The following is a 24,922-nucleotide window of genomic DNA, read 5'->3' on the forward strand; positions in this document are numbered from 1 at the left end:
CCCATCGACTCGAATATGGATAACGACTGCGTTCGTCCCGTCCCCACCGCGGCGCGCGAAGCAGTCTTCGACTGTGTGATCTAGGTGGTTCCGGCGGCGGATTCCCGGACGGCCCGAACGAGTTCGTTCAGGGGGCGGTCCAACGCCCGGGGAATGGCTGCGACGAGTGCGGAGACCACAACGCCTGCACCACGGGCGAGATCGGCGCCGACTGCCTCCGGCTGATAATCGACCTCCAGGTGGACGCGGTCGTCGGCACCACGTTCGAAGGCCAGCGTCAGCGGATAGTTGCCGACGCCGTGGAACACCGACTCGTAGTTCACCCGGCCCTGATCGGGCACCGGGATACCGCGTAGCGGCGCACTCCGCACCGACGCCATGATCTCGGCGACGGGGAAGCGCCCACCTGCGTTGCGCAGCGCGGTGAGTACGGTGCCGTAGTCGACGGTGGCGAACTCCATCGCCCGGTACACCACCGACGCCGCCGCGCGCAGTGAGTCACGCACGCTCGCTGCCGGTTCGAAGCGGAAGCGCATCGGGATGATATTGCCGCTGTAGCCGACGCGGTCGGGGCCATGGCCGGGATCGCGGTTGTCGGCCGGCACCAGCAGGACGTGATCGGCAGCGCCACTGAGCGCGTAGACACTCACCGCACACACTCCGATGAGTAGCGCGTTGAGGGTGGCGCCGATTTCCCGGGCGACGCTGTCCAACCCCTCGATACCCGCGGGCTCGATCGGTGTTCCGAGGCGGATACCGGACGCATCGGCGAGCGGAGCGAGCCAGCTCTGCTCGGCGCTGTCACCGGGCAACTCACCCGACAGCGGGTATCGAACGTCCGCGGCCGCCCAGGTGTCCTGGGCGTGCCGCAGTGCCCGGTCGATCTCGTCGGGAGTCGCGACCGTCGCCGGGCGGGCCGGGCGGCCGGTGACGGTGGGCCGGGAACCGGAGACCAGCGTACCCAGCAGCAATGGCCAGGAGGTGTCGTCCACAGCCAGATGATGGACGACCAGCGCCACCGTGACCGTACCGTCGGCATCCGCGAAGATCCGCGCCCGTAACGGCGGCTCCCGGGTCAGGTCGAACGGCGCCTGCGCCAGTGCCTCGGCAGCCGCCCGGATCTGCTCACGGCCGATCGGTGTGCCCGGAGCGGTCAGTGCGTGGTGCGGCGGCAGTACGCCCCACTCCCACACGGCACCGGGCTCGACCCAGCGGCCGGTGTGCTCGATGGTCTCCCGGCGCGGATCGCCCGCTGCCCCGACGACGATCACCGAGCTGAGCACCGCGGCATTACGCACCATGAGCTCGAACGCAGCGATCACCGAGTCGATCGTATGGGCGCCGGCGAAGTCCAGGATCAGGCCGATATTGTGGGAAATCGAGTCCGGGTCGAGCTGGTAGATCTTCCACATCCGGCGTTCGGCAACACACAGACTGCCGGCGGAAACCGCGCCCCCGGTCGCGAAGCTCTCCGCCGGGCCGACGGTGGCTCCCGCGACAGCCAGGCGCCGGCGCAAGACTTCCAGTCGCGCATCGGTCAGTAAGTTCGTCATACTTCTTCCTGCTTCGGGCCGATCGGGGACCGCTCAGCTGCCGCGGGCACCGAGCGTGCGGACCGCAGCGTTCCGGCGACCCGGGTGAATTCGTCGTGCTGCACCGCGGTTTCCCGCACTGTCGTCCAGTCGCTGACGATGTCGATCAGCTCCCCCTGTGCCCATAGCGGCGCCTGGTCCTCGAACCATGGGGAACGTGGGTCGCCGCTGACACCCAGCGGGACGATCCAACGGCTCGCGTCACGGTCGGCCAGATCCCATGCATAGCGAGCGGCAGATCCGACGCCGCAGGCGTGCGAGAAGCCCACCGCGCTGGCATTGGCCATGACGCACTCGGCGTCACCGCCCAGCGGCTGTGGTTGCGGGCGGAGCTGCCGCGCGACCTCGGGGTGCTTCGGTGTTGCACCGACCAGGTCCCACCCGTGGATCGGAGCGAGTACGTGCACACTCCCCCACGTCGGAAGGTGCGCATCCACGTCCGCAGCTTCCGAGACCGTTTCGAGGGCGCCGGTGATCAGCCGGGCGATATCCACGCCCAGCGCCGCGGCACCGTCGATCACCGATTCCAGTGCGGCCGCGATCCGGGTCTGCGCCACGAACCACGGGGTGAAGGTGGCGCCGAACCCGTGCGGTGCGGCGAGCCCGGACAGCGCGGGGTCGGTGGCGATCGCCCGGACCAGGTGCGCTCGTACTTCGGCGAACAGGTAGGCGTCGGTACTGCCCGCGTGCATCCGGCGGTCCCAATCCAGCAGCCGTCCACGGAGCCGGTCGGCGCCCGTACTCAATCCGGTCAGCGGGGGTAGCAGGCGCAACAATGCGTCGGCCGCACCGTTGTCTACATCGGCATGGACGCGTTCGCAGTCGGCCACCGTCATGGCCGGGGAGTCCGCGAGGAGAGCATCGATACGGTCGGCTCGGTAGGCCGGCACCGTTTCGGTGGTGGTCGGCTGCAGCGGGACGGTCTGCGGGATGCGCTGGTTGGCGATCACCGAATAGCCGGGCACGAGGCCGTCGAATTGCTCGTCGCGTACCGACTCGGTGACGTATCCGTGCCACTGGTAGCGCTCGTCCCAGCCGGGCACCGGCAGCCAGTAGTTCTCCGGGGCCCGCCGTGGGAACTTTCCGGTGACGTGGTGGGTGAGCCGCCCGGCGGCGTCGGCGATGACGATCCGATTGACGGGCTCGACCCATTGGGTGAGGGCACGTTCCACATCGGCGGTGGTCTGGGCGAACAGCACATCCAATACGGCGTCGAAGGTCGTCTCGGGATCGGTGAGCATGGGCGTACGCAGGCTCACCGCGAACGATGCCTCCGGCCCGCCGAATACGACAGCACCGTTCCCCGTGGTGATGATTTCGAGCTCGACCGGTTCGCCGTCGCGCACGAGAATCCACTCGGTTCTGGTCTCGGCCGGGCGGCGCCCCGTGGCGGTGTCTGCGAGCACGCCGGTCCCGGCCCGGTTCAGGCGTTCGATGTACAGATCCTGGTAGTCGGCCATCCCGTTGGTGATGCCCCAGGCCACGGTGCCCGCGTGGGCGAAATGCGGCGTACCGGGTACCCCGGCGAAGGCGAAGCCGACAATATCGAATTCCGGTGCCGCCAGATGGAACTGCTGGTAGATACCGGGCAGTTCCAGGAACCGGTGCGGGTCGCCCGCGATCAACGGTGCACCGGTCGCGGTGCGGGCACCGGCGACACCCCAGGCATTGCTACCCGACAGGGCATCACCGAACGACCGTGTCACCGAGGCGCCGCGCCCGGGTAGGGCGGGGAAATTCGCCAGCAGTTCGGTCAGGAACGCATCGTCCGGATACTCGGGCACAGTGTCGTCCGCCGGATCCACACCTTCGCAATCGAACAGAGTCAACGCGTCACGGCCGAGTGCGCGCACCGCATGCAATCGCCACAGTTTGGTGAGAAAACGGCCGAACAGGATGTGATGCATCAGGAACACCGCGATCGGTGTCCACGGTTGCCAGGGTGCCGGACGGTGCCCGAGTTCGGTCAGCTCGGGGGTGTCGGCCGCATCGATAGTGCTGTTGACGCCCTCGGTGTATGCCGCGAGCAGGGAGCGGGTGCGAGCGGAGGAGGCTCGATAGATCCGGCGGGCGGCGCGGTCCATTCCGGAACGCCGGGCAAATGCGTCCCATTCGACGGTGTCCGCACCGAAAACCTCCGCGGTGCGTCCTTCGGCACGCAGCCGCAGGAATTCGATCTGCCAGGCACGGTCGATCCCGCACGCGTATCCCTGGCCGAAGAGCGCGGCCTCGGCGGAGTCCGCGGTGATATGCGGGATGCCCTGCGCGTCCCGGACGATCTCCAGCTCGGGCCGGTTGTTGTCTGTGGTGCTCATGCGGCATGCACCCCCTGTCCCGAGGTCGCCGCGATCGCGGACCGGTGCCGGGCGATCGGGTTCGGCAACGCGTGATCGTTGTCCAGCAGTGCCGAATACGAGTCACCGGGGTTGACCATGCGCCGGTTGTTCGACAGCTGCAGGCGATTCAGGTGAATGGCCTTGAAGGTGGGGGCGAACAGATCCCATTTCTCGAAGCGGTCGGCCAGATCCGGATGCCGGGCCTGTAATTCGCCCACACTGTGCGCGACAACGGCCCAGAAGTCCGCGTCGGCGACGATCCCGTTCTCGTGCAGCAGCAATGCGAGGTGGCGCAGGAAATCGTCGAATACATCCGAGAGCACACCCAGATTACGGATCTCGTCGGCTTCCTCGGTCACCGCACGGCGGCAGGTTTCCGGAATATCGTCGGGAGCATCGAATATGCAGATTTCCTCACCGATGTCCTTGAGGATGACACGTACCGGTACCCCGTCGTCGAGTACGAGGATCAGGTTCTCGCCGTGCGGCGAGAACTTGAACTCGTAGCGATAGAGCAAATAGATGATCGGGTGCAGATAAGCCCGTAGATATCGGGCCAGCCATTCCTGCGCGGCCAGACCCGATTTCTGAATGAACGCCCCGACCAGAGGGATACCGTTGTGGTCGATATGCAACAGGGCAGCCATGGTGGACAGCTGTTCGTGTTCGGCGGCCCGGGAAACGGGGCTTTCCCGCCACAGTGCGCTCAGTAGTTTGCGGTACTCCGAACCCGGCCGGGTGATCGCGGTGAGCGTGGTGTTGCGATAGCCGATCGCGGCGACCTCGTAGATCATCTCGAAACCGATCGAGGCCAGGTACGGGTCGCCGTGTACCCGACTGCGGACCCAATCGTTGATCAGCGGGGTGGTGCGCATGTAGTCGGCGGACATCCCGCGGGTGAAGCCCATATTGACGATCGACAGCGCCGTCTTCACGTAGTGGCGCGTCGGAACCGACGTGTTGAACAGGGTCCGGATGGACTGCTGCGGCTGGTACCGGTCCGGTCCCGGGCCCACGTGCACTATCCGGCCTTCCGCGATGTCGACCGCGTATATCCGGGCGATTTTCTCCGTCCACTGCCATGGATGTACCGGCATGTAGTAGTAGGACGCCGGGTCGAGGCCCTGCCCGGTGAGCACGCGATCGAACCGGGTCAGGGTGTCCGCACCGAGTTCGTCGCGTATCAGGCTGTCGTAGTCGTTACCCGGCATCGCGGCGAAATCGGTGCTCGCACGCAGCACCGCGACCCACTCCAGCGCGAAGCGACCGCCCGATTCCGGTGCGTACCGCTCGATATCGTCGGCACTGAAGCCGAGCCGGCCCGCATTGGCGACGAGGCACGGGTGTCCCTCCGTCATCGTCTTCTCGATGGTCTGGAAATCGGCGATTGCCAGGTCGGCTGCCGCGATCCGGCGCGTATCGGGCCGGTTCGTACTGATCGAGGCGGTGTTGGTGAACTCTTCGAGGTATTCCGGTAGGGCGTCGATCGGGATTCCGAGGCTGCCGCTCAAATCGACGATCAGGTCGATCGAGTCGATCCGCAATTGCTCGCCCTTACGGACCCGCCGCAGCGACGCCGCGTCGATACACCAGCTGTCGAGTGACAGGACCTCGGCGCGGAAGCGGTATTCGGTTTCGCGATCGTCGGAATAGACCACATACTCGCCCGGTGACAGCTCGGTGGGCCGCACGCACCGTTCATGACAGAACTCGGCCAGTATCTTCCTGGCGAGCCGGGTGTTGTAAACCTGCCGGTACGAGCAGGCCGAAACAGGTACCTCGGTGGCACCCCGGACATCGATGCTCACGACTCGACCTCTCCGGCCAGAGTGCGGCCGTTATCGGTCGCCCTGGCGAAATCCTCACGGGTGCAGTAGCTGAGCCGGGCGGTTTTGCCGGGTACCGGGACATCACCGGCGACCCGGAAACCGACAGCGGCATTGAGCCGCTGCACATCGGTGTTGCGCACATCCGGTTCGACCACCACACGATCGGCACCGGCCTCGAAGAACGCGGTGCGCATGATGTGCAACATGACAGCGCCGGTGAAACCGGGCAGGCGGCGCTCGCTGCTGGACACCAGCAGATGCATACCGATGTCACCGGTTTCGTATACGTAGCCGGTGCCCGGCTGGGCCAGGTCACTGGTCAGCGGGTTGTACAACTCGAAGAGGAACTGACGTTCACCCTCGAAATACCCGATGCGCATGCCGAAGCGCGGATCCGGGTCGGCGCCGGCGTCGCGGACCAGCTTCTCCACATCGCCGAGGGAGCTGTTGAGCATGTCCCAGTAGTGGGACTTGGGGTGGTTGAGCCAGCGGTGTACGGCTTCCAGATCGCGGTCCATATCGATTCCGCGGGATTGGAAGTGATACGTCGTGGCGACGTCGCCCGCCTCGGCCCTGACCTGCTCGTCGGACAGTTGCGCCACCTCGAGGAAGATCTCGGCGACCTGCGCGGTCCGCGCACCTTCCAGTTCCACCAGTCGTCGGGCCAGCGCAGCCAGGGTGCGACGCCGGAAGATATCGGACACCGTCAGGCGCGGGACGTCCAGCCACTGGCGTACCTGGGCAACGAACGCGGTGGCCAGTACGGAATCCCCACCGAGAGCGATGAAATCGTCGGTGACCCCGATCGGGCGGGTACTCAGCAGCTCGCCGAGCACAGTGACCAGCGCGGCCTCCAGCGGGGTGCGGGGAGCGACGGATTCCCTTCGATCGGAGTCCGTGGCGAGGGTGCCGATCGCGGCGCGATCGTATTTGCCGTTCGAGGTCAGTGGTAGCTCCTCGAGCACGGTGACGGTCCGCGGAATCATATGGGGCGGCAGCACCTCGGTGAGTGCCTCACGGATCGCCGTACCGGCCGGGCTTGCCGCGGTCACCGCCGCACGCAGTTCGTTTCCGTCGGACCAGGCGACCGCAGCGGTCACCGTATCCAGGGTCAGCAGACCGGCTTCGACCTCCCCGAGTTCCACTCGATAGCCGCGGATCTTGACCATGTGGTCGGCGCGGCCGAGGAAATCGAGGAAACCGCCGGGCAGGTACCGCACCATATCTCCGGTGCGGTACCAGCGGACGCCGTCGTACTCCACGAATCGATCGGCGGTGCGTTCCGGGTCGCCCCGGTAACCGTCCGCCACACCCGCACCGCCGATCCACAACTCGCCGGGGACGAGATCGGGCCGGTCCCGGCCGGCCCGATCGACCGACCGGCATCGCACACCGTCCAGTGGCACTCCATAGGGCACGAACGCCGCGCCCGCGGGTAAATGGTGTGCCTCGCAGATGGTCGAGTGGATGGCGGTCTCGGTGGTGCCGCCGAGACCGGCGACGCGGCAGTTCGGCAGCTGGTGCGCGACTCGGTCGAGCAGGGAGACGGCGACCTTGTCACCACCCATGAGGATCACTCGCAACGACGCCGGCAGCGGCGCCAGATCCAGCAGCATGCCCAGAATCGACGGCACACAGTTGAGCACGGTGACCGAGCCGTCCCGCAGCAACCGGGACCATTCGTCGACCTTGGTGTCCTCGTCGGCGCCGGGAACCACTACAGCGCCACCGACGGCAAGCAGACCGAAGATATCGAACGCGGAGAGATCGAACTCCAGCGACGACACCAGCAGGCTACGGTCCTCGGGACCGAGACCGTATCGCCCGGTCAGATCGGTGAGGGTAGCGACCGCGGCGCGATGGGGTACCTCGACCCCCTTGGGCTGTCCGGTCGAGCCCGAGGTGAACAGGATGTAGGCGAGCGCATCCGGTGAGACCGGCACCGGTTCGGCCGCCGTGGCGGTACGAGCGGCCGTCAGGCCGAGCACCCGGGTCGGTGAATCCGCCCAGCGCGCGGGCAGATCGGTGAGCACGGCAGCGGGTGTCGCGACCGCGGCGATCCGTTCTCTACGCACTCGCGGCTGCGTGGGTGCCATCGGCACATAGGTGGCACCCGCGGTCAGCACACCGAGCGCCGCAAGGATCTGGTCGCCGCTCTTCGGTAGATCGACGATCACGGTGTCGCCGGATCGCACTCCCACGGCTTGCAGCGCGCCCGCAATACGCCGGGCCTCGGCGGCGGCTTTTCTGTGCGTCCATATCCGGGCGTCGGTGATGATGGCGGGAGCATCCGCGCGGTGGTCGGCCGCGGCCAGGAAATGCCCGTGCAAAGTCCCGTCGAAAACATCGGTCGCAGGTAGTGGACGCTCGGTCGCCTGCCGTTGCGCCCGAACCTCGTCCGATACCGGATCGGGCGCGGGGCCGTCCCACTCCCCCGCGACCAGCAGGTCCAGCAGGCGCACGTAGTAGGCGAACATCGCCCGCGCGGTACGGAGGTCGAGATCGGATGCGCGCACGTCCCAGTTCAGCAGCAGCGCGCCCGAGACCTCGGTGATCTGCGCGTCCAGCAGCACTTGCGGGCCCTGGGAGACGATCCAGGAAGGTTCACCGAGCACGTCGGTGACAGCTTGCGCGAAGAGTTCGCCGAGACCCAGCGCACTGGTGAAAACCACCGGCGACACCACGGGTTCGCCGCGCCGGCGGCTGAGTTCGCGCAACACGTCCAGACCGCCGAAACTGCCGTGCGCGGCGGCGTCGTGCATCGCGGCACGCATCTGTCCGGCCCGCTCGGCCAGAGTGGCGGGCGTACGCAGGTCGGCGTCGATCACGAGCGACGACGTGAAGTCGCCGACCACCTTGTCGACATCGGCGTGCCCCATATCCCGGTCGAACAGTGGCACGGTGAGCAGAAAATGCGGAGTACCCGAGTACGCGCCGACGGCCTCCGCGAAAACGGCCGCCACCGCGGCTGCGGGTGTTACGCCCCGGCGATGCGCGTGTTCCTCCAGCCGGCGCCGGTCGCCGGCGTCGATGACGTGATGTAACCGCACGGTGGCGGTATCCCGGCCGGTCCGCTCCGTATTCACCGGTAGTTCCGGAGGGCCCGGCAGTTCGGCGATTTTCTGCTGCCACCAGGCGATATCGTCGGCGCGGGCGGTACGCGCGGCGCGCCGTGCCGACAGCTCCGGGAAGGTCACGCCCAACTCCGGCAGCTCCTCGCCCCGGTAGAGACGAGCCAGATCGTCGACGAGCACCCGATAGCTCATGGCATCGGCGGCAATCATGTCGACGTCCAGGTGCACCCGCGAACCGCCCCCGGGGAGCCGGGTCAGTTCGACGCGCAGAACCTCTCCGTCCTCGATCGGTAGCGCGCGATGCGTCCCCTCGTTGCGGCGGCGTTCCAGGATCTCGGCGGCGGTGTGCGAAGTTTCCGACGACAGGTCGTGTACCGCAAAGACATCCGCGTGCCGGCCGATTATCTGCCGGCCGTCGGGCAGCACCCGCAGCCGCAGCATCGGGTGCCGCGCCACCAGAGCTGCGACCGCCGTCCGGAAACGTTCGGGATCGAGCTCGCGGCCATCGAACTCCACGTAGAGATGGGCGGCCACACCACCGTAGGTGAGACTCGGGGAGCGACCTATCCAGTACGCATGCTGCATCGGCGCCAACGGGAAAGGTTGCTCGATATCGATGGCAGGAGCGCCATCGGGGATGGATCCGAGCTGCTCCGCGGCGGCGCCGGATCGCAGGAGCAGCGACCAAGCGCCGATCGTCGGTGCCGTGGCGAGTCGTGCGAAGTCGATATCCATTCCCTGCTTACGCCAGCGGCCGGCCAGACGCATCATGCGCAGCGAGTCCAAACCCAGCGTGACCAGGTCGGTATCCGATTCGAGGGACTCCGGTGAAATACCCAGGATCGCACCTACTTCTTCCCGGATATCGATATCCGCACCCGCCTCTGGACGAGCAACCACCATGAGGACGCCTCTCGAAGATCACCACATTTGCGGACTTAGCCTACCCTAATAACTTAGGGTGCACTTACCACTACTGAAGCGGTTGGTCCGCCGCACGAAAACCGCTACACCACAGCACATCCATGAGCAGCGGCACATCGGTCCGACCGAAGGAAGCTTAGCCTAAGCTAATCCGAACGGAAATGGGATGTATTCAACCTTTCCTCGCACTCCCCCTCGGCCTGAACAAATCGGGCATCCGCCTACCGTGGATGCCCACCCTCTGGATACCGACCAGCCCGTCAGGGAGTGCCCACCGCCGCGGGGTCCGCGCTGATCCGCCACCCGGCAGCCTCGTGCTGCTGCGCCCAGAACTCGGCGAAACGACCGTTCGCAGCACGCAACTCGTCGACTGTGCCGTCCTCGACGATCCGGCCCTCGTCCAGGAACAGCACCCGGTCCGCGCCCACGATGGTGGAGAGACGGTGCGTCACCACCACACGCGTCCGCTGCTGCGGGTCACCGGTGATGGCGGTTACCACCGCGGCCTCGTTCTCTGCGTCGAGCGCACTGGTGCCCTCGTCCACGAGTAACACCGAAGACCGCTTCAGCAGCGCCCGCGCAATCGATACCCGCTGTCGTTCACCACCCGACAACGCGGTACCCGCCTCCCCGACCAGGGTGTCGAGTCCCTCCGGCAGCCGCTTCGCGAACTCGTCGACCCGCGCCAGGCGCAGAGCCTGTGCCAACTGTTCCGGATCGGCCTCCGGGGCGCCGGCGAGGACGTTCTCCCGGATCGTGCCGGTGAACAGATACGGCTGCTGGAATACCATGCCGGCCACCGCCGGCCGGTCCGCGGCATCGAGAGTCCCGAGCTCCACGCCGCCGACGGTGACGCTGCCGGACGTGGGCGCTTCCAAACCCGATATCAGTGCGAGCAAGGTGCTCTTACCGGACCCCGACGGTCCGACCACCGCCGTCACTCTGCCCGCCTCGAACTCGATATCCACATCGTCCAGTACCGGCTCGGCACCATAGGCGAAACGCACTGCGCGCAGCGCAACCCGAGTGGGCTCATCGGCCGCCCGCACCGCCTTGCCGCTCCGCTCGGGTTCCGACGCCTCGACGACGGTGCGGATATCACGCAGCGCACCACGGCTGGTTTCCAACGCCGTCGCGAGGTCACCGAATGCAGCGAACGGTTCCAGGAACCGCACCACCACCACGATCAGCGCAACAGCCTCGGGAATCCCGATTGTGCCCGCCACTGCCAGCCATGCGACGGTTCCCGCCATCAGCAGGAGCACGATCTGGCTCGCGAGACCGAACAGCACCTGACCCGGGACATTCAGCAGCAACAACCGAGTCGTCGCCCCGTGCTGGGCGGACAGTGCCGCACCGGTCTCGTTGCGGGCCGGCTCGGCGCGCCGCGACGCACGCAGCGCGGCCTGGGTTCGGGCGAACTCGAGAATGCGCTCGGTGAGTACGCTGTTGGCTTCCCTGGACACTGTGGTCGCACGCCGGGTGAGCAGGTTGGTCAGCCACAGCGAACCCAGCATCAACGGCAGCGCGAGCAGCGCAACCAGGCCCAGCTGCCACACGACCGGCATCAGCGCGACGGCAATCGCGACCGGTAGCGCGACAGCTTGGAACAGGGGCGTCACCAGGTAGCCCACCAGCCCCACGAGGTCCGGGCCGGTGGTGGCGATCGCGCGCCGCGTGACGGCCGAGTTGTCCTCCGTGAACCAGCGCAGCGGAATTCGCGCCACCTGCGCCGAGACCGCCCGCTGGGCGTTGTCGAGTAGGTGGAATCCCAGGTCGAAACCGATCCGCGAGGCGATCGTGTCCACGACCCAGCCGGCGGCGACGGCGAGGGTCAGGGCCCCCACCCACCGCCAGGCATCGGCCGGGGTGTCCCCGAACAGTTCCGTGACCAGTGGCACCACCAGGACCACCGCGGTCGCCCGCAGGATCACCGAAATGATCAGGAGAGCGAGATATCCGGTGGTCCGGCTGCGCTGCTCGGCCGGCAGCAGGCTCAACATGGTGCGGATCATCGGGCGATCTCCTTCATATCGGCGCCGGCATTCCACAGCTGCCGGTAGCGGCCCGTGGCGGCGAGGAGTTCGGTGTGCGTTCCGGATTCGGCGATCCGGCCACCTTCCAGGACCACGATCCGGTCGGCTTCGGTGATCGTGCGCAGCCGGTGGGCGATCACCAGCACCGTCCGCCCGATGGTCAGCCGGTTGAGTGCCTGCTGAACCAGATACTCCGACTCCGGGTCGGCGTACGCCGTGGCCTCGTCCAACACCAGCACCGGGGTGTCGGCCAGCAGCGCCCGAGCGATGGTGAGCCGCTGCCGTTCACCTCCGGACATAGTGCTGTCGGCACCCAGCTTCGTGTCGTACCCCTGCGGCAACCGAAGGATTCTGTCGTGGATCTGTGCATCGCGCGCGGCACGCTCGATCGCATCGTCGGACGCATCCGGTACCGCCAGGGCGATATTCTCCCGGACCGTGCCGCGTACCAGCTGGGTGTCCTGGAAAACGAAGCCGATCTGCTCGTACAGCTCATCCGGTGACAGTGTCGCGATATCGCGGCCACCTATCCGGATCGCACCGGAGCCGACGTCGTAGAAGCGGGCCAGCAGCGCGGCCAGTGTCGATTTTCCGGCGCCGGAGGAACCGACCAGCGCGGTGACCGTGCCGGGTTCCAGCGTGAGCGAGACGTTCTCGATCACCGGCGCACCCGGCCGGTAGCCGAAGCTCACCTCGTCGAACACCACCCGGCCCGGCTCGTCCACCGCACCCGCCGGCCCGGTCCGCACCTCGAGCTCGTCGGTATCCAAGACGACCTGGATCCGCTGCGCCGCTTCCCGGCCCTCCCGCAGCCCCATCATGCCGTAACCGATGCCGAGCAGGCGCGAGCCGAATGTGGTGCCCAGGAACAGGAACGGCAACAGATCCACCGGATCCAGGCTGTCCGCGACGATCAGGGCGGTTCCGGCCACCAGGATCAGCCACAGGAAGGTGACCGGCCGGGTGATCAGGTCCATCGCCGACTTCTTGCCGACGAACGGCCGCTGCCAGCCGTCCAGGAAGGCGATGTACTGATCCAGACTGCGCCGGAACGGTGACGCAGCCGAACCACCGAATACCCGGATCACCGGCTGACCGTCCATATAGGAGGTCGCCTCGCGCTTCATCCGTTCGCTCCAGCGCTGCGCCTGCATCGTCTTCGGCCCCGATGTCGCCATCATCGTCATCATCGTGAATATGTAGGCAAGGATCGGGATCAGCAGCACCAGACCCATTCGCCAGTCCACGAAGAACAGGTAGACCAGTACCGCAAGCGGGGCCACCACCGCGGCCACCGCATCGACCACCGCATGCGTGATCAAATAGTGCAGCGACAGCGTGTCACCGTTGATCAGCTTGTCCACCTGGCCCGAACTGCGCGCGGTGAACCAGCCCAGCGGCAGCTTCGCCAGCTTGCCGAGCAACCGGCCGCGTATATCACGGCTGAACCGTGCGTCGACCGTGTGCAACCACAGCTGCAACGCCGATTCGAGCAAAGCGCCCAGCCCGAACAGTCCCAGCGCCCACAGGCCGAGACGCCACAGTGTCCCACTTCCACTACCCGCGAGCAGTTCCCGCGCCAGTTCCACCAGCAGCACATAGGGCGCCAGCTGGATCAGTGTGACGAAGAATTGCAGGATGCCCGCCACATAGAGCTTCGGCTTGACGCCGGCGAACAAGCGGCTGCCCGCCTGAGAACGCCACCTTCCGGCGCGAACGGATCGCGCATCCTGCGCCTTGTCGGCTGCGGCGACCTGCGCAGACGGGACCACCCCGGGTGCCGATCCGGCGTCGACGGCCTCCGGCACCGCCTCTTCGGGCGCCTTCGATACGGCACTGTCCGAAGCGTTGCCGGCGGGCGCGCTGTCCGCGGTACCGGCCGGGAGAACGGAGGCCGCGGCGGTACGCTCTTCGGCCCCGCGTTCTTTACCCATCGCCCGGCCGTGCACCCAGTACGCCTGCGCATACACATCCGTCTTGGGAAAACCGAATTCCTTCACCCGCGCCCGGAGGTGCTTCAGGGCCTTCGATTCCGGCCCCATCCAGGCGTACCAGTTCGACCAGTCCCGCGCTTCCAGGGCCGCGGCAAGGGCTTCCTCCGAGGTGCGCGGAATCCAGTGCACCCGCGCCAGCGGATGGTGGACCAGCGGGAGCAGCAGATCATCATCGTGATGCTGTTCCAAGTAGACCTCGACCGCCACCTGATGTGGCACCGCGGCCAGGATCGTATTGATCGCCGGAACAGAGGCCGAATCACCGATCAGCAGATAGCCGGCCGGTAGATCCTCCGATACCGAGAACCCTCGCGATCCGAACGAGGTCACCTCGATCGTCTCACCGCCGGTGACGTTCAACGCCCACGCCGAGGCCGGGCCCGCGGGCTCGTGCAGAACGAAATCCACCGCGAACCGGCCGACGGTATCCGGGTCGATCTCCGCGATCGTGTATCCGCGCTGAAATTCCGCGTCCGAACCCTTGTTGTCGGGGAACCACATCCGCAGCCACGCCGTCGGTTCGATATCGATATCCGCCAGCAACGTCGGCGCACTCAACCAGACCCGGCGCATCCGCGGTGTCAATTGCTCTGTACTCGATACGGTGGCGGTGTGGTACTGAACACCGAAGGCGTTCAGTACCACACCTTGAAATCCTCTGCGCGCCATTGCGGTGTACGTCCTCCGATACCAGACTCGATGACCGTCGAGGTCACCTGCCGAACAGCGCGGGCACGAGCGGGCGCACCGGCTATACGCCGCCGCCCCAGCTCTCCACGGAGACAGGCTCGACAACTTTGGTTAGCCTACACATACCCACGGTGCCGAACCAGATCCACGATTCCGACTCTTTTCGGCTGCGCGACAAGGACCGACGACAGGTAAGGCTATGCTAGCCTAACTTTCCGCAGTCGGGTATGACCTTTTGGAGGACCGTTGTCGATCACGGATGAGCGCTCGCAGGCGGGCTATGTGACCGATCCGGTGGCGGCGGTGGCAGGGCTGGCGGGGGCCGATCTGTTCGGCGAATACGTGGTGTACGAACGCCCAGGAGAGTGGGTGTTCGCGGCCGATCCGATCGGCACCGTCGAACTGGGTGTCGAGCAGCTGCGGGTCGAATGGGAGGGGCGCAGCAGCACCCGCCGGTGGACCGGCAGGCCCGCACACGCCCTCGATCAGGCACTCCGCGCACTACCGCTCGATGGACGGAATGTGTACGGATGGGTCGGATTCGAATTCTGCGCCTGGGCGCTGGATGCCACCGCCCATGTGCCGGCGTCCACGATACTGGCGCATCTGATGATTCCGCGTATCGAGGTGCGGATCGCGATGTCCGGTATCCGGATCTCCGGTGCGACCCCCGACGAGACCCGAGCGATACACGATCTCGTCCTCGTCGCTCAGGACAGTGCGCTGCCGCTGCCGCATCCGGCGGATATCCGCAGCGATCGGACCGGCTACCGCGAACGAGTCACCGAGGCGGCCGCCGAAATCCGGAACGGCCGGTACCGGAAGGTAATACTGTCTCGAAAGGTCGAGTTACCCTTCATGGTCGACGTGCCGGCCACTTACCGGCTCGGCCGCGCACACAACACTCCCGCTCGGTCCTTCCTGTTGCGGCTGGGTGGCCTCGCGGCGGCCGGATTCAGCCCGGAATTGGTCGTTTCCGTCGACGACGGCCGCGTGATCACCACCAAGCCGATGGCAGGTACCCGACGCTTCGGCCGCAGCCAGGCGGCCGACCTGGCAGCGCGCGCAGATCTGCTCGGGGATCCCAAAGAGATCGCCGAACACGCGATGTCGGTGAACACCTCGTTCACCGAGATCACCGCGATCGCCGCACCTGGCACACCGGCCATCATCGATTTCATGACAGTGCGCGAACGCGGCAGCGTCCAGCACCTCACCTCCACCGTCCGCGGCCTGCTCACCGCCGACCGCACCGGCTGGGACGCCCTGGAAGCCCTGTTCCCGGCCGTCACCGCCTCGGGAATCCCCAAAAGCGAGGGCGTCGACGCGATCTTCCGGCTCGACCGCGATCCGCGCGGATTGTATTCCGGTGCGGTACTGACCGTTTCCCCCTCCGGCTCACTGGAGGCCACGCTGGTGCTCCGCGCGGTCTACCAAACCCTGCACGGCGCGTGGCTACGCGCCGGCGCAGGGATCATCGAACAATCCACACCCGAGCGCGAATTCGAGGAAACCTGCGAGAAACTCGAAAGTATCGCGCCGTACGTCGTCGCGGCGTAGGTCGAGCGACGGCGCCCGAACGGCCGGCGCCCACCCGCACCGGCCACGGAATCGACACCCGATCGGCCGCGCCGGCCCGAATACCTGGTTCGTCATCCTTCGGCGCGCAGCGCCTTCTTGTCGATCTTGCCGACCGCGGTCGTGGGCAGATCATCCGCACGACGTAGCACATCGGGAAGCTTGTACGTGGCAAGGCCGCGGTCGGTCAGGAATGCCTTGATCTCGGACAGCGTCGGCATTTCGCCGCCGACAACCAGAACAGCGCAGACCCGCTCACCGAGCGCGGCATCGGGCAACCCGACAGCAGCGGCATGGCGGACCGCCGGATGAGCGAGCAGGTGTTCCTCGAGCTCGTCACAGGAGACGTTCTCACCACCACGGTTGATGACGTCCTTGATGCGACCGGAGACAACCAGATGACCACTGGGCAGGCGGCGCACCAGATCGCCGCTGCGGTAGTAGCCGTCCGGAGTGAAAGCGCGAGCATTGTGCTCGGGCGCCCGGTAGTACCCGCGAATCGTATAGGGGCCCTTGGTGAGCAGCTCGCCCTCGACCCCGGGGGCGACGTCGTTGCCGTCACCGTCGACGACGCGGATCTCGTCGGCCGGGGACAGTGGCCGCCCCTGGGTGCCGCACACCAACTCGTCCGAATCGTCGGGACGGGTGAAGTTGAGCAACCCCTCGGCCATACCGAACACCTGCTGCAGCCGCGCCTGGAGCGCAGGCTCGACCTCACGAGCATTCACCTCGGCCAAGCGGGCGCCACCGACCTGCAGCAACCGCAGTGAGGACAGATCGGCCTCCTCCCATTCGACTGCCGCACACCATAATTGGGCAATCGGCGGTACGACCGCGGTAACCGTCACCCGGTTCCGTTCGATCGCGGCGAACGCATTCTCCGGACTGGGCTCGGTGACGAAGGCCACCGCGCCCCCGACCGCGATCGTGCCGAGGATGCCGGGACAGGCGAGCGGGAAGTTGTGCGCGGCGGGCAGTGTCGCCAGGTATACATCGCCCTCGGTCAGTTCACACACCTGCGCGCTTGCGGTCGCGTTGTAGACATAATCGTCATGGGTGCGGGCGATCAGCTTCGGCAGCCCGGTGGTACCACCGGAAACCAGCATGAGCGCGATATCGCCCGGGTCCACCACGGGTAGCGACTCACCCCCGCACGGCACAGAATTCAGATCGACGAACCGGCCGGCGTCACCGAGCACGAGCACGTGCCGCAGCGACGGCACCGCGGCTTGCACCTCGGCGGCCAACTCTCGGTAATCGAAGTCACCTATCCGGTCCACGACGATATAGCCGACCGCTTCGGAAAGCCGCGCCAGATGCTCGATCTCGCTACGCCGATGCGCCGGCAACGTGAGAACCGGGATCATCCCCGCCCGCAACAGCCCGAACAACACCGGCACGAACTCGACCACATTCGGCAACTGCACCACGACCCGGTCCCCCGGTTCGATTCCGAGCGCCCGGAACCCGTGCGCCAGTCGATCGGCCTCCGCGTCGAGCGCCGCGTAACTACGTCCGTCGGCGCCGAGCAGCGCGGTCCGATGCGGGTACCGCCGCGCGGTCTCACGCAGCAGCTCACCGAGCGAGCGTCCTTGCCAGAAACCCGCGCTACGGTATTTTGCGGCCTCCTCGGCAGGAAAGGGAACGTAGCCCTCGCGATGGGTGGTGGAGGTGTCAAGGGGAATCACGATATGCCTCTCGGTACGAGCACGGGAGCCTCAGTAGGTCTCGAGATTCGATGATCGTCCGGCGCTCGGAGGTCCACCCGCCCGGTGATCCCGCCTCATTGCCCGGTACGGCCACCACCGACCCCGACCCTCCTCAGTCGCCATTTGCTTAGGCTAAGCTAACACCACTCCCCGACGCAGTCGACGGGCAACTCGAAATCGTGCGATACCCCACCGCCGGTTACCGGAAGAACGATCGAGGCGCCCGAACCGGGGTACCGCTCCCAGCAAGTACGAGCTGTACAGCAGTGAGGTACGGTTTCAGCTCCTCGCCTCCGCCATCAACACAACGGACCGGCCACCGGTTCGGGACACTCCACGCGGATCTTGACCTGGAGTGCTCTCCAGGTCGTAGCGTGTCATCGACCCGATCACCCACCATCACAAGGGGATGACATGGAGCTCGGTTTTCACATACCGATTTTCGAAATCGACGGTGGTACCGCCGCCATTGCCGGAGAACTCGCACGCGTGGGCGCAGCAGCCGAGGCCGCCGGCGGGACCTGGTTGTCGTTCATGGACCATTTCTTCCAGATCGAACCCACCGGGCTACCCGCGGAAGCGAACATGCTGGAGGGCTACACCAGCCTGGGGTTCATGGCCGCACACACCTCCACGATCGAACTCGGCCTGCTGGTGACCGGCGTGACCTACCGGCATCCGGGGTTGCTCGCGAAAATCGTCACCACCCTGGATGTGCTGTCCGGGGGCCGGGCCGCGCTGGGGATCGGTGCCGCCTGGTTCGAACGTGAGCATCTCGGGCTGGGCGTTCCGTACCCGCCGGTCAGGGAACGGTTCGACCGGCTGGAGGAGACACTGCGGATCTGCGCGCAGATGTGGGATCCGGGCAACAACGGGGCGTTCGACGGGAAGTATTACCAGCTGGCCGAAACGCTGTGTTCCCCGCAGCCACTGCACCGGCCGAAGGTGCTCATCGGCGGTGGCGGTGAGAAACGGACGCTGCGGCTGGTCGCTCAGTACGGCGACGCGTGCAACCTGTTCGCATCCAGTACCGAGGAAGTCACGCACAAACTCGATGTGCTTCGCCGCCACTGCGACGAAGTGGGTACCGATTACGAGCGGATCCACAAAACCGTGCTGGCGGGCAGCCCGGACCCGGCCGCGCTCGACGATTTCGTCCGCGATATGGCCGGTTACGCCGGACTCGGGGTGCACACCGCGATCGTGATGCCGCCCGGCGGGTCACCGGCGGCGTGGATCGACACCGTCGCACCGGTCGTGCCCCGGCTCGCGGACCTCTGACAGTGCGGCTCACGGTGATTCCACCGGCGGTCCGGCCCGGCCGCTGACCGAGGGCCGGGCCAGGTGGTGGGTCAGAAGCCGGACCGGCGGAATCCGCCTTCGGAATCGATGACCTGGCCCACCACCCAGCGGCCACGCGTCCGGTCAGATCGGGTGCGGGTTTCATCGACGGCCATCCACCGTCCGTCACCGGTGAACCGCAACCGGATAAGGGAGGACTACCCGATGACCCGTACCGGGACCGGCGCGCTCACGACGGCGTCGGCGGCCAGATCACGGAAGATCCCGTTACCGGAGCTGGTCCGTGTGAGGGCGTCGGCGGCCAGGATGACCGCGGCGCCGGTCCAGGTGGTGCGTTCCACCGGCCAGCGTTTCCCGTCGGCGTAGACCAGCCCGGTCCAGTAGGAGCCGTCGGTTTCCCGGAGATGCTGCATATTGGCGAACAGTTGGTGGGCGCGTTCGTGGTCGTCGAGGGCTTCCAGCGCGAGTACGAGTTCGCAGGTTTCGGCACCGGTGACCCACGGGCGATCCGAGACGCAGCGGATACCGATATTGCCGACGACGAAAGTGTCCCAGCGTTCGGCTATCCGGGCCTGCCCGGCGCTCCCGCGTAAAGCACCGCCGAGGACCGGGTAGTACCAGTCCATCGAGTAGCGGTCCTTCTCGGTGAAGGCCTCGGGGTGCTCCCGCAGCGCGGTGCCGAGCCGGGCCCGTGCGCTTTCCCACTCCGGATGCGGGTCTCCCAGCCGGTGCGCGAGTTCCAGTGCGGCACCGATGCTGTGATACATGCTGGCCGAACCGGTTACCAATGCCTCGGGCAGCACATCGGCGCCGTCCCTTAACCAGTAGATCTGGCCCTGCTCGCCCTGGCAGTCGACGACGAGGTCGATCGCCGCGCGGACCACCGGCCACATATCGGAGACGAATGCGGCGTCCCCGGTGACGGCGAAATAGTGCCAGATACCGGTGGCGATATAGGCGCAGAAGTTGACGTCGGTGGCGGCGTTCTCGATCTCGCCGTCGCGGAACTGCATCGGCCACGAGCCGTCTGGCCGCTGCGTGCGAGCCGACCAGGTGTAGGCGGCGACCGCTTCGTCACGTAACCCGGCCACGGTGAGTGCCATCGCGGATTCGATGTGGTCCCACGGGTCGGTGTGGCCGCCGGCGAACCACGGGATGGCACCGGAAGGTTCCTGATCGGCGGCGATGGACCGGGCGGTCTGCAGACACTGGCGGCGGGTGAGAACCGAAGGTACCGACGGTAGGTCAACCGGCGGCACGGGTCACCGCCGGTTTGCTGAAGTACAGGGCCACGCTCTTACCGATCAGCGGATCGAGTGCCTTCTCGGCGGTCCTGGTGAGCAATGGCTGTTTCATCATGTCCCACACCAGCATCCGATGGTAGGCGCGCACCAGCGGATGGTCCGGCTTGTCCACACCGACCGCGCATTTGATCCACCAGTAGGGCGAGTGCAGGGCGTGCACATGGGTGCGGTGGGTGTGCCGCAAGCCGTGGGCGGTGATCTTGTCGCGGAGCTCGTCGGCTTTGTAGATGCGGATATGTCCGCCCTCATTGGCGTGGTATTCGTCCGACAGCGCCCAGCACACGCGTTCGGGCAGCCAGCGCGGCACGGTGACCACCAACTGTCCGCCCGGGCGCAGTACCCGCACGAGTTCGGTGATGGCCGCGTCGTCCGGGGGTACGTGCTCCAGGATCTCCGAGGCGATGACGACATCGAACTCGCCCGCCCCGTACGGCAGGTCCAGGGCGTCACCGTGGACGGCTTCGGCCTTCGCCCCGGCCGGGGCCTCACCCACCTTCGCCATGGCTTCGAACATCGTGGCGACACCCTCGAGTTCCGGAGCATCCTGATCGAAGGCGACCACGTCGGCGCCACGCCGATACGCTTCGAACGAATGCCGGCCGGCGCCGCAGCCCACATCGATGACCCGGGTTCCGGGCCCGATCCCGGCGCGATCGAAATCGACGGTCAGCACGAGGTGCCTCCTGTGGTGGTGAGCTGGGCGGGTGCTCCGGTGGACCGGTCGCCCGCGTTCCGGCCGGCGTACCGGTCGATCGCGTTCTGATAGACCTGCACGGTCTGGGCGGCCACGGACTCCCAGCTGAACACCGAGACGGCGCGCTCGCGGCTGGCGGCCTGCATGCGCTGCCGGGTTTGCGGGGAATCGAGCAGCGTGCCGATCACCCGGGCCAGGGCGGCGGAATCGCCGGGTTCGGTCAGTTCGGCACAGACTCCGGCTTCCCCCACGACCTCGGGCAGGGCACCGGTCCGGCTGACCACCAGCGGGGTTCCCGAGGCCATCGCCTCCACCGCGGGCAGCGAGAACCCCTCGTACAGCGACGGGATGCAGGCGATCTCCGCCGAGGCCAGCAGTTCGGCGAGTTCGGTATCGGTCAGCCCGGAGCGGACGGTGACGATATCGGAGAGCCCGAGTTCGGCGATCTGTTTCTCCGTCGGCCCGTTCGGTTCCAGTTTCGCGACCAGTTGCAGTTCCACCCGGTGGGTGACGCGCAGCCGGGTCAGCGCCTGCAGCAGGTGCGTGATGCCCTTGAGGGGTTTGTCGGCGCTGGCGACGGCGACGATCCGGCCCGGGGACCGCGGCCCGCGCGGCGCGAACAGATCGGTGTCCACACCGAGCGGGACCACCTTCAGCTGCGCCGGGTCGACACCGAAATCGTCGGCGATATCGGTCGCCGACGACGAGGAGACGGTGAGCAGATCGGGGATCTGCCGGGCGATGCGCTGCTGCATACCGAGGAACCCGTACCAGCGGCGCACCAGCGGTTTGCGCCGCCAGATCGCGGCCGCCAGATCGACCTCACGGTCCTTGGTGATCGGATGGTGCACCGTGGCCACCAGCGGCAGCCGTCCGGCGATATCGAGCAGCCCACTGCCGAGGCACTGGTTGTCGTGCACCACGTCGAAATCCTGTACCCGGTTCCGCAGCAGGCGGGCCGCGCGCAGGCTGAACGTCCGCGGTTCGGGGAATCCCGCCGTCCACATGGTGGCCAGTTCCAGCAGATCGATCCGGTCACGGATCTCGCTGGGCCGCGGGGTACGGAACGGGTTGTCCTCACGGTAGAGGTCCAGGCTGGGCACCTCGGTCAGGGTCACGCGCGGGTCGAGGTCGGCCGGATAGGGCTGGCCGGAGAAGACCTCGACCTGATGGCCGAGTTCGGCCAGACCGGCGCTGAGCCGGCGCACGTAGACCCCCTGCCCACCGCAATGAGGCTTGCTGCGGTAGGACAACAAGGCAATTCGCACGGCTAGCTGACCTCACGGGTGATCGAATTCATGCCTCGCAGTTTGCCAGCCAGCCGTTCGAGGTAGGCACGCACCTCCGGTTCCGGCTTATCGGGCAATCCGTACAGCACGTCGGTCACCCCGTCGGCGGCCCAGGCGGCCAGCCGGTCGGCGTCGGGTTTGAAGTCCAGCGCGACGACCCGCGGGGCCCCTTCGCGCCCGGCGTCGGCCCAGGCTTTCTTCAGGGTCGCGAGCCGCTCGGAGATATCGGTTTCCCCGGGGGTGGTGATCCAGCCGTCGGCGTGTGCGGCGATCCAGGCGCAGGTACGTTCGGTACCCGCCGCGCCGACCAGTACCGGGACCGTACGGTCGACGGGCTTCGGCCACGCCCAGCTCGGACCGAAATTCACGAACTCGCCGTCGTAGGAGGCTTCGTCCTCGCTCCACAGGGCGCGCATGGCCTCCAGATATTCGCGTAGTGCGGTGCGGCGCCGCTTGCCGGGGATTCCGTGATCGGCGAGCTCGTCGGTGTTCCAGCCGAAACCGGCGCCGAGGGTGACGCGGCCGCCGGAGAGGTGGTCGAGCGAGGCGATGGTTTTGGCCAGGGTTATCGGGTCGTGCTCCACCGGCAGCGCGACCGCGGTGGCCAGTTCGATCCGTTCGGTGACCGCGGCGGCCATGGCCAGCGAAACCCACGGGTCGAGTGTGCGCATATAGCGGTCGTCGGGCAGGGACGCGTCGCCGGTCTGCGGGTGCGCGGCTTCCCGTTTCACCGGGATATGGGTGTGTTCGGGGACGTAGAACGAGGAGAAGCCGTTGTCCTCGGCCGCGCGGGCGGCCGCGGCGGGAGTTATCCCGCGATCACTGGTGAACAGGACGATGCCGAAACGCATAGCTGTGCCTTGTCTGTGGTGGTGGTCGATCGGGTCGCGGCGCGCGTCCCGGCGGAGGTGTTCGCGGTCGTCACCGACCGTTCTGGGCGGCTTTCTTCGCGGCCTTGGCGTGCTGGTCGAGCTGGGCGCCGATCACGTGGTCGAGCGAGGTGCCCGCGGGCCAGCCGACGTAGTGGCACAGGAACAGGGAGATCTCGCGCAGCGCGGTGTCGTCGAGTTCGCCGTTCTTGAGCGCGGCGCCTATCTGGATACCGGCCACATCGAACAGGCCCTGTGCGGTGAGTGCGCCGAGCAGCAGCAGCCGCCGGTCGCGCAGGGACAGGCCCGGGCGGGACCAGATATCGGCGAAGAGGTGATCGGCCGTCACGGCGAAATGGTCGCCGGGGCCGTCCTGGAATTCCCATCCGTAGACCTCCGCCATCTTGGCGAGGCCCCGTTCACGCACCGTGGGGTCGCTCGCCGCGTGGGGGGTGGGGTCGCTCATGATGCTCCTTCGGCGCCGCAACGGTCCGGCGAAAGTGTCTGGACAGGTGTACGGAATATAATTCGGACACTCTCCGCCACGCAAGAACGTGTTCTCGTCGGCCGGGTCGGGCGACGGCAGACGCGCAGTCGGCGGCGGCCTTCGTAAATCGACCCGAACTCATCGTCGTCTCTGGAAAAATTGCTGAATCGTTGTCGGACACATCCGTCGGTGGTAGCGTCCAGACACATGTCCAGCTACGTGTCTTTCCGACGGGTCCGCTCCTCGCGAACCGGGAAGAACGCGTTCTCGGACGGGGGCGACCGCGAGCGGCCGGAATCGCGGCGCGCACCCGCACATCAGACGCCGAGGGAGCACACACCATGAAGATCGTGGCCGATATGGACCTGTGCCAGGGGCATGCCGTCTGCGCGGCCGAGGCACCGGACATATTCTCCGTACCCAAGCGCGGTCAGGTCGAAATCCTCGACCCGAATCCGGGGCCGGAGCACAAAGCCGATGTCGACAATGCCATCCGCTACTGCCCTACCCAGGCGCTCTTGCTGGTCGCCGACGAGACATGAGCGAGCCGGGCCGGGTGGCGGCAGTCAGCGCCACCCACACAGCCCTCGCTCGTGCGCTGAACACAGCGACCCACTGATCCACAGCCCAACAGGATCTTTTCGAAAGGGACAACACCGATGACAGGTTTCGATCGCGCCGAACTCGACGAGATGGTGCGCCGCTGGATCGCCGAGAACGAGCGCTGCGAGAAACTGGGTGACTGGAAACCGCTGGCCGAGATGTACACCGAGGACGCCACGTACGGCTGGAACTACGGCCCCAAGGACGAGTTCATGGCGGTGGGCCGCGACGAGATCCGCGAGCTGGCGCTCGGCCAGGAGATGGAAGGCCTGGAGGGCTGGGAGTACCCCTACCAGCAGTTCGTGATCGACGAGCGCAGTGGCGACGCCATCGGTTTCTGGAAGCAGATGTACACCACCACTCCCCGCGAGGACGGCAGCCTGTACACCGTGGACGGTATCGGCGGCAGCTGGTTCCGGTACGGCGGCAACTACCAGTGGTCCTGGCAGCGTGATTTCTTCGATTTCGGCAACGTCTCCGCGCTGTTCCTGGAGATGATGACGAACAAGGCGATGTCGGAGGGGATGAACCAGCGCATCGCGAAATCGACCGCCGGCCGGCTGCCCGGCTGGTACCGGATCGGCACCGCGCCGGCCTCCCTGTGGTGACCCC

Annotated in this window: 16 protein-coding genes; 4 read left to right on the forward strand and 12 right to left on the reverse strand. The window is 66.8% G+C overall.

Annotated elements, in window-relative coordinates; translation table 11 throughout:
- Positions 1-80 precede the first annotated feature (80 nt).
- The 6 genes from ABZ827_RS06060 to ABZ827_RS06085 all read right to left on the reverse strand — a co-directional run bounded on the left by ABZ827_RS06060 (position 81) and on the right by ABZ827_RS06085 (position 14,454).
- The gene (locus tag ABZ827_RS06060) at positions 81-1,553 is read right to left on the reverse strand and encodes a condensation domain-containing protein (RefSeq protein ID WP_357233285.1); all 1,473 of its coding nucleotides are present in this window, start codon (positions 1,551-1,553) and stop codon (positions 81-83) included.
- Positions 1,550-3,907, reverse strand: a complete 2,358-nt coding sequence (locus tag ABZ827_RS06065; protein ID WP_357233287.1) for a penicillin acylase family protein — start codon at positions 3,905-3,907, stop codon at positions 1,550-1,552. The genes ABZ827_RS06060 and ABZ827_RS06065 overlap by 4 nt, the downstream gene beginning before the upstream one ends.
- Positions 3,904-5,736: an IucA/IucC family protein gene (locus ABZ827_RS06070; protein ID WP_357233289.1), complete on the reverse strand. Its 1,833-nt coding sequence runs from the start codon at positions 5,734-5,736 to the stop codon at positions 3,904-3,906. Before ABZ827_RS06070 ends, ABZ827_RS06065 begins: the two co-directional genes overlap by 4 nt.
- Complete coding sequence (locus tag ABZ827_RS06075) at positions 5,733-9,734, reverse strand: amino acid adenylation domain-containing protein (protein ID WP_357233291.1); 4,002 nt, start codon at positions 9,732-9,734, stop codon at positions 5,733-5,735. The genes ABZ827_RS06070 and ABZ827_RS06075 overlap by 4 nt, the downstream gene beginning before the upstream one ends.
- Positions 9,735-10,015: 281 nt before the next feature.
- Positions 10,016-11,770, reverse strand: coding sequence for an ABC transporter ATP-binding protein (locus ABZ827_RS06080; RefSeq protein ID WP_357233292.1), 1,755 nt, complete (start codon positions 11,768-11,770; stop codon positions 10,016-10,018).
- The gene (locus ABZ827_RS06085) at positions 11,767-14,454 is read right to left on the reverse strand and encodes an ATP-binding cassette domain-containing protein (protein WP_357233294.1); all 2,688 of its coding nucleotides are present in this window, start codon (positions 14,452-14,454) and stop codon (positions 11,767-11,769) included. The genes ABZ827_RS06080 and ABZ827_RS06085 overlap by 4 nt, the downstream gene beginning before the upstream one ends.
- A gap of 267 nt (positions 14,455-14,721) precedes the next feature.
- Between ABZ827_RS06085 and ABZ827_RS06090 the strand changes: the two genes are divergently transcribed.
- Positions 14,722-16,035 (forward strand): salicylate synthase, encoded by a 1,314-nt coding sequence (locus tag ABZ827_RS06090; protein WP_357233296.1) that lies wholly within the window; start codon positions 14,722-14,724, stop codon positions 16,033-16,035.
- 92 nt (positions 16,036-16,127) lie between these two features.
- Here ABZ827_RS06090 and ABZ827_RS06095 read toward each other — a convergent pair whose 3' ends face one another.
- Positions 16,128-17,738, reverse strand: a complete 1,611-nt coding sequence (locus ABZ827_RS06095; RefSeq protein ID WP_357234542.1) for an AMP-binding protein — start codon at positions 17,736-17,738, stop codon at positions 16,128-16,130.
- A 438-nt stretch (positions 17,739-18,176) separates the two neighbouring features.
- Here ABZ827_RS06095 and ABZ827_RS06100 point away from each other — a divergent pair, with 438 nt between their 5' ends.
- Complete coding sequence (locus ABZ827_RS06100) at positions 18,177-19,043, forward strand: LLM class F420-dependent oxidoreductase (RefSeq protein WP_357233298.1); 867 nt, start codon at positions 18,177-18,179, stop codon at positions 19,041-19,043.
- A 218-nt stretch (positions 19,044-19,261) separates the two neighbouring features.
- Here ABZ827_RS06100 and ABZ827_RS06105 read toward each other — a convergent pair whose 3' ends face one another.
- The 5 genes from ABZ827_RS06105 to ABZ827_RS06125 all read right to left on the reverse strand — a co-directional run bounded on the left by ABZ827_RS06105 (position 19,262) and on the right by ABZ827_RS06125 (position 23,686).
- Positions 19,262-20,323, reverse strand: coding sequence for a prenyltransferase (locus ABZ827_RS06105; RefSeq protein WP_357233300.1), 1,062 nt, complete (start codon positions 20,321-20,323; stop codon positions 19,262-19,264).
- Positions 20,310-21,041 carry a class I SAM-dependent methyltransferase gene (locus tag ABZ827_RS06110; RefSeq protein ID WP_357233302.1) on the reverse strand — a complete coding sequence of 244 codons (732 nt, stop codon included), beginning with the start codon at positions 21,039-21,041 and terminating at the stop codon, positions 20,310-20,312. The genes ABZ827_RS06105 and ABZ827_RS06110 overlap by 14 nt, the downstream gene beginning before the upstream one ends.
- Positions 21,035-22,330 carry a glycosyltransferase family 4 protein gene (locus tag ABZ827_RS06115; protein WP_357233304.1) on the reverse strand — a complete coding sequence of 432 codons (1,296 nt, stop codon included), beginning with the start codon at positions 22,328-22,330 and terminating at the stop codon, positions 21,035-21,037. Before ABZ827_RS06115 ends, ABZ827_RS06110 begins: the two co-directional genes overlap by 7 nt.
- 2 nt (positions 22,331-22,332) lie before the next feature.
- Positions 22,333-23,202 (reverse strand): LLM class F420-dependent oxidoreductase, encoded by an 870-nt coding sequence (locus tag ABZ827_RS06120; RefSeq protein WP_357233306.1) that lies wholly within the window; start codon positions 23,200-23,202, stop codon positions 22,333-22,335.
- A gap of 70 nt (positions 23,203-23,272) precedes the next feature.
- Entirely contained in the window at positions 23,273-23,686 is a 414-nt protein-coding gene (locus tag ABZ827_RS06125; RefSeq protein ID WP_357233308.1) for a carboxymuconolactone decarboxylase family protein, read from the reverse strand.
- Between the two features lie 362 nt (positions 23,687-24,048).
- Here ABZ827_RS06125 and ABZ827_RS06130 point away from each other — a divergent pair, with 362 nt between their 5' ends.
- Together ABZ827_RS06130 and ABZ827_RS06135 are read left to right on the forward strand one after the other, a co-directional pair.
- Positions 24,049-24,249 carry a ferredoxin gene (locus tag ABZ827_RS06130; protein WP_357233310.1) on the forward strand — a complete coding sequence of 67 codons (201 nt, stop codon included), beginning with the start codon at positions 24,049-24,051 and terminating at the stop codon, positions 24,247-24,249.
- A 117-nt stretch (positions 24,250-24,366) separates the two neighbouring features.
- Complete coding sequence (locus ABZ827_RS06135; protein ID WP_357233311.1) at positions 24,367-24,918, forward strand: nuclear transport factor 2 family protein; 552 nt, start codon at positions 24,367-24,369, stop codon at positions 24,916-24,918.
- Positions 24,919-24,922: the final 4 nt, after the last annotated feature.

It is taken from the genome of Nocardia sp. NPDC019395 (assembly GCF_040632335.1).
GTDB lineage: Bacteria > Actinomycetota > Actinomycetes > Mycobacteriales > Mycobacteriaceae > Nocardia.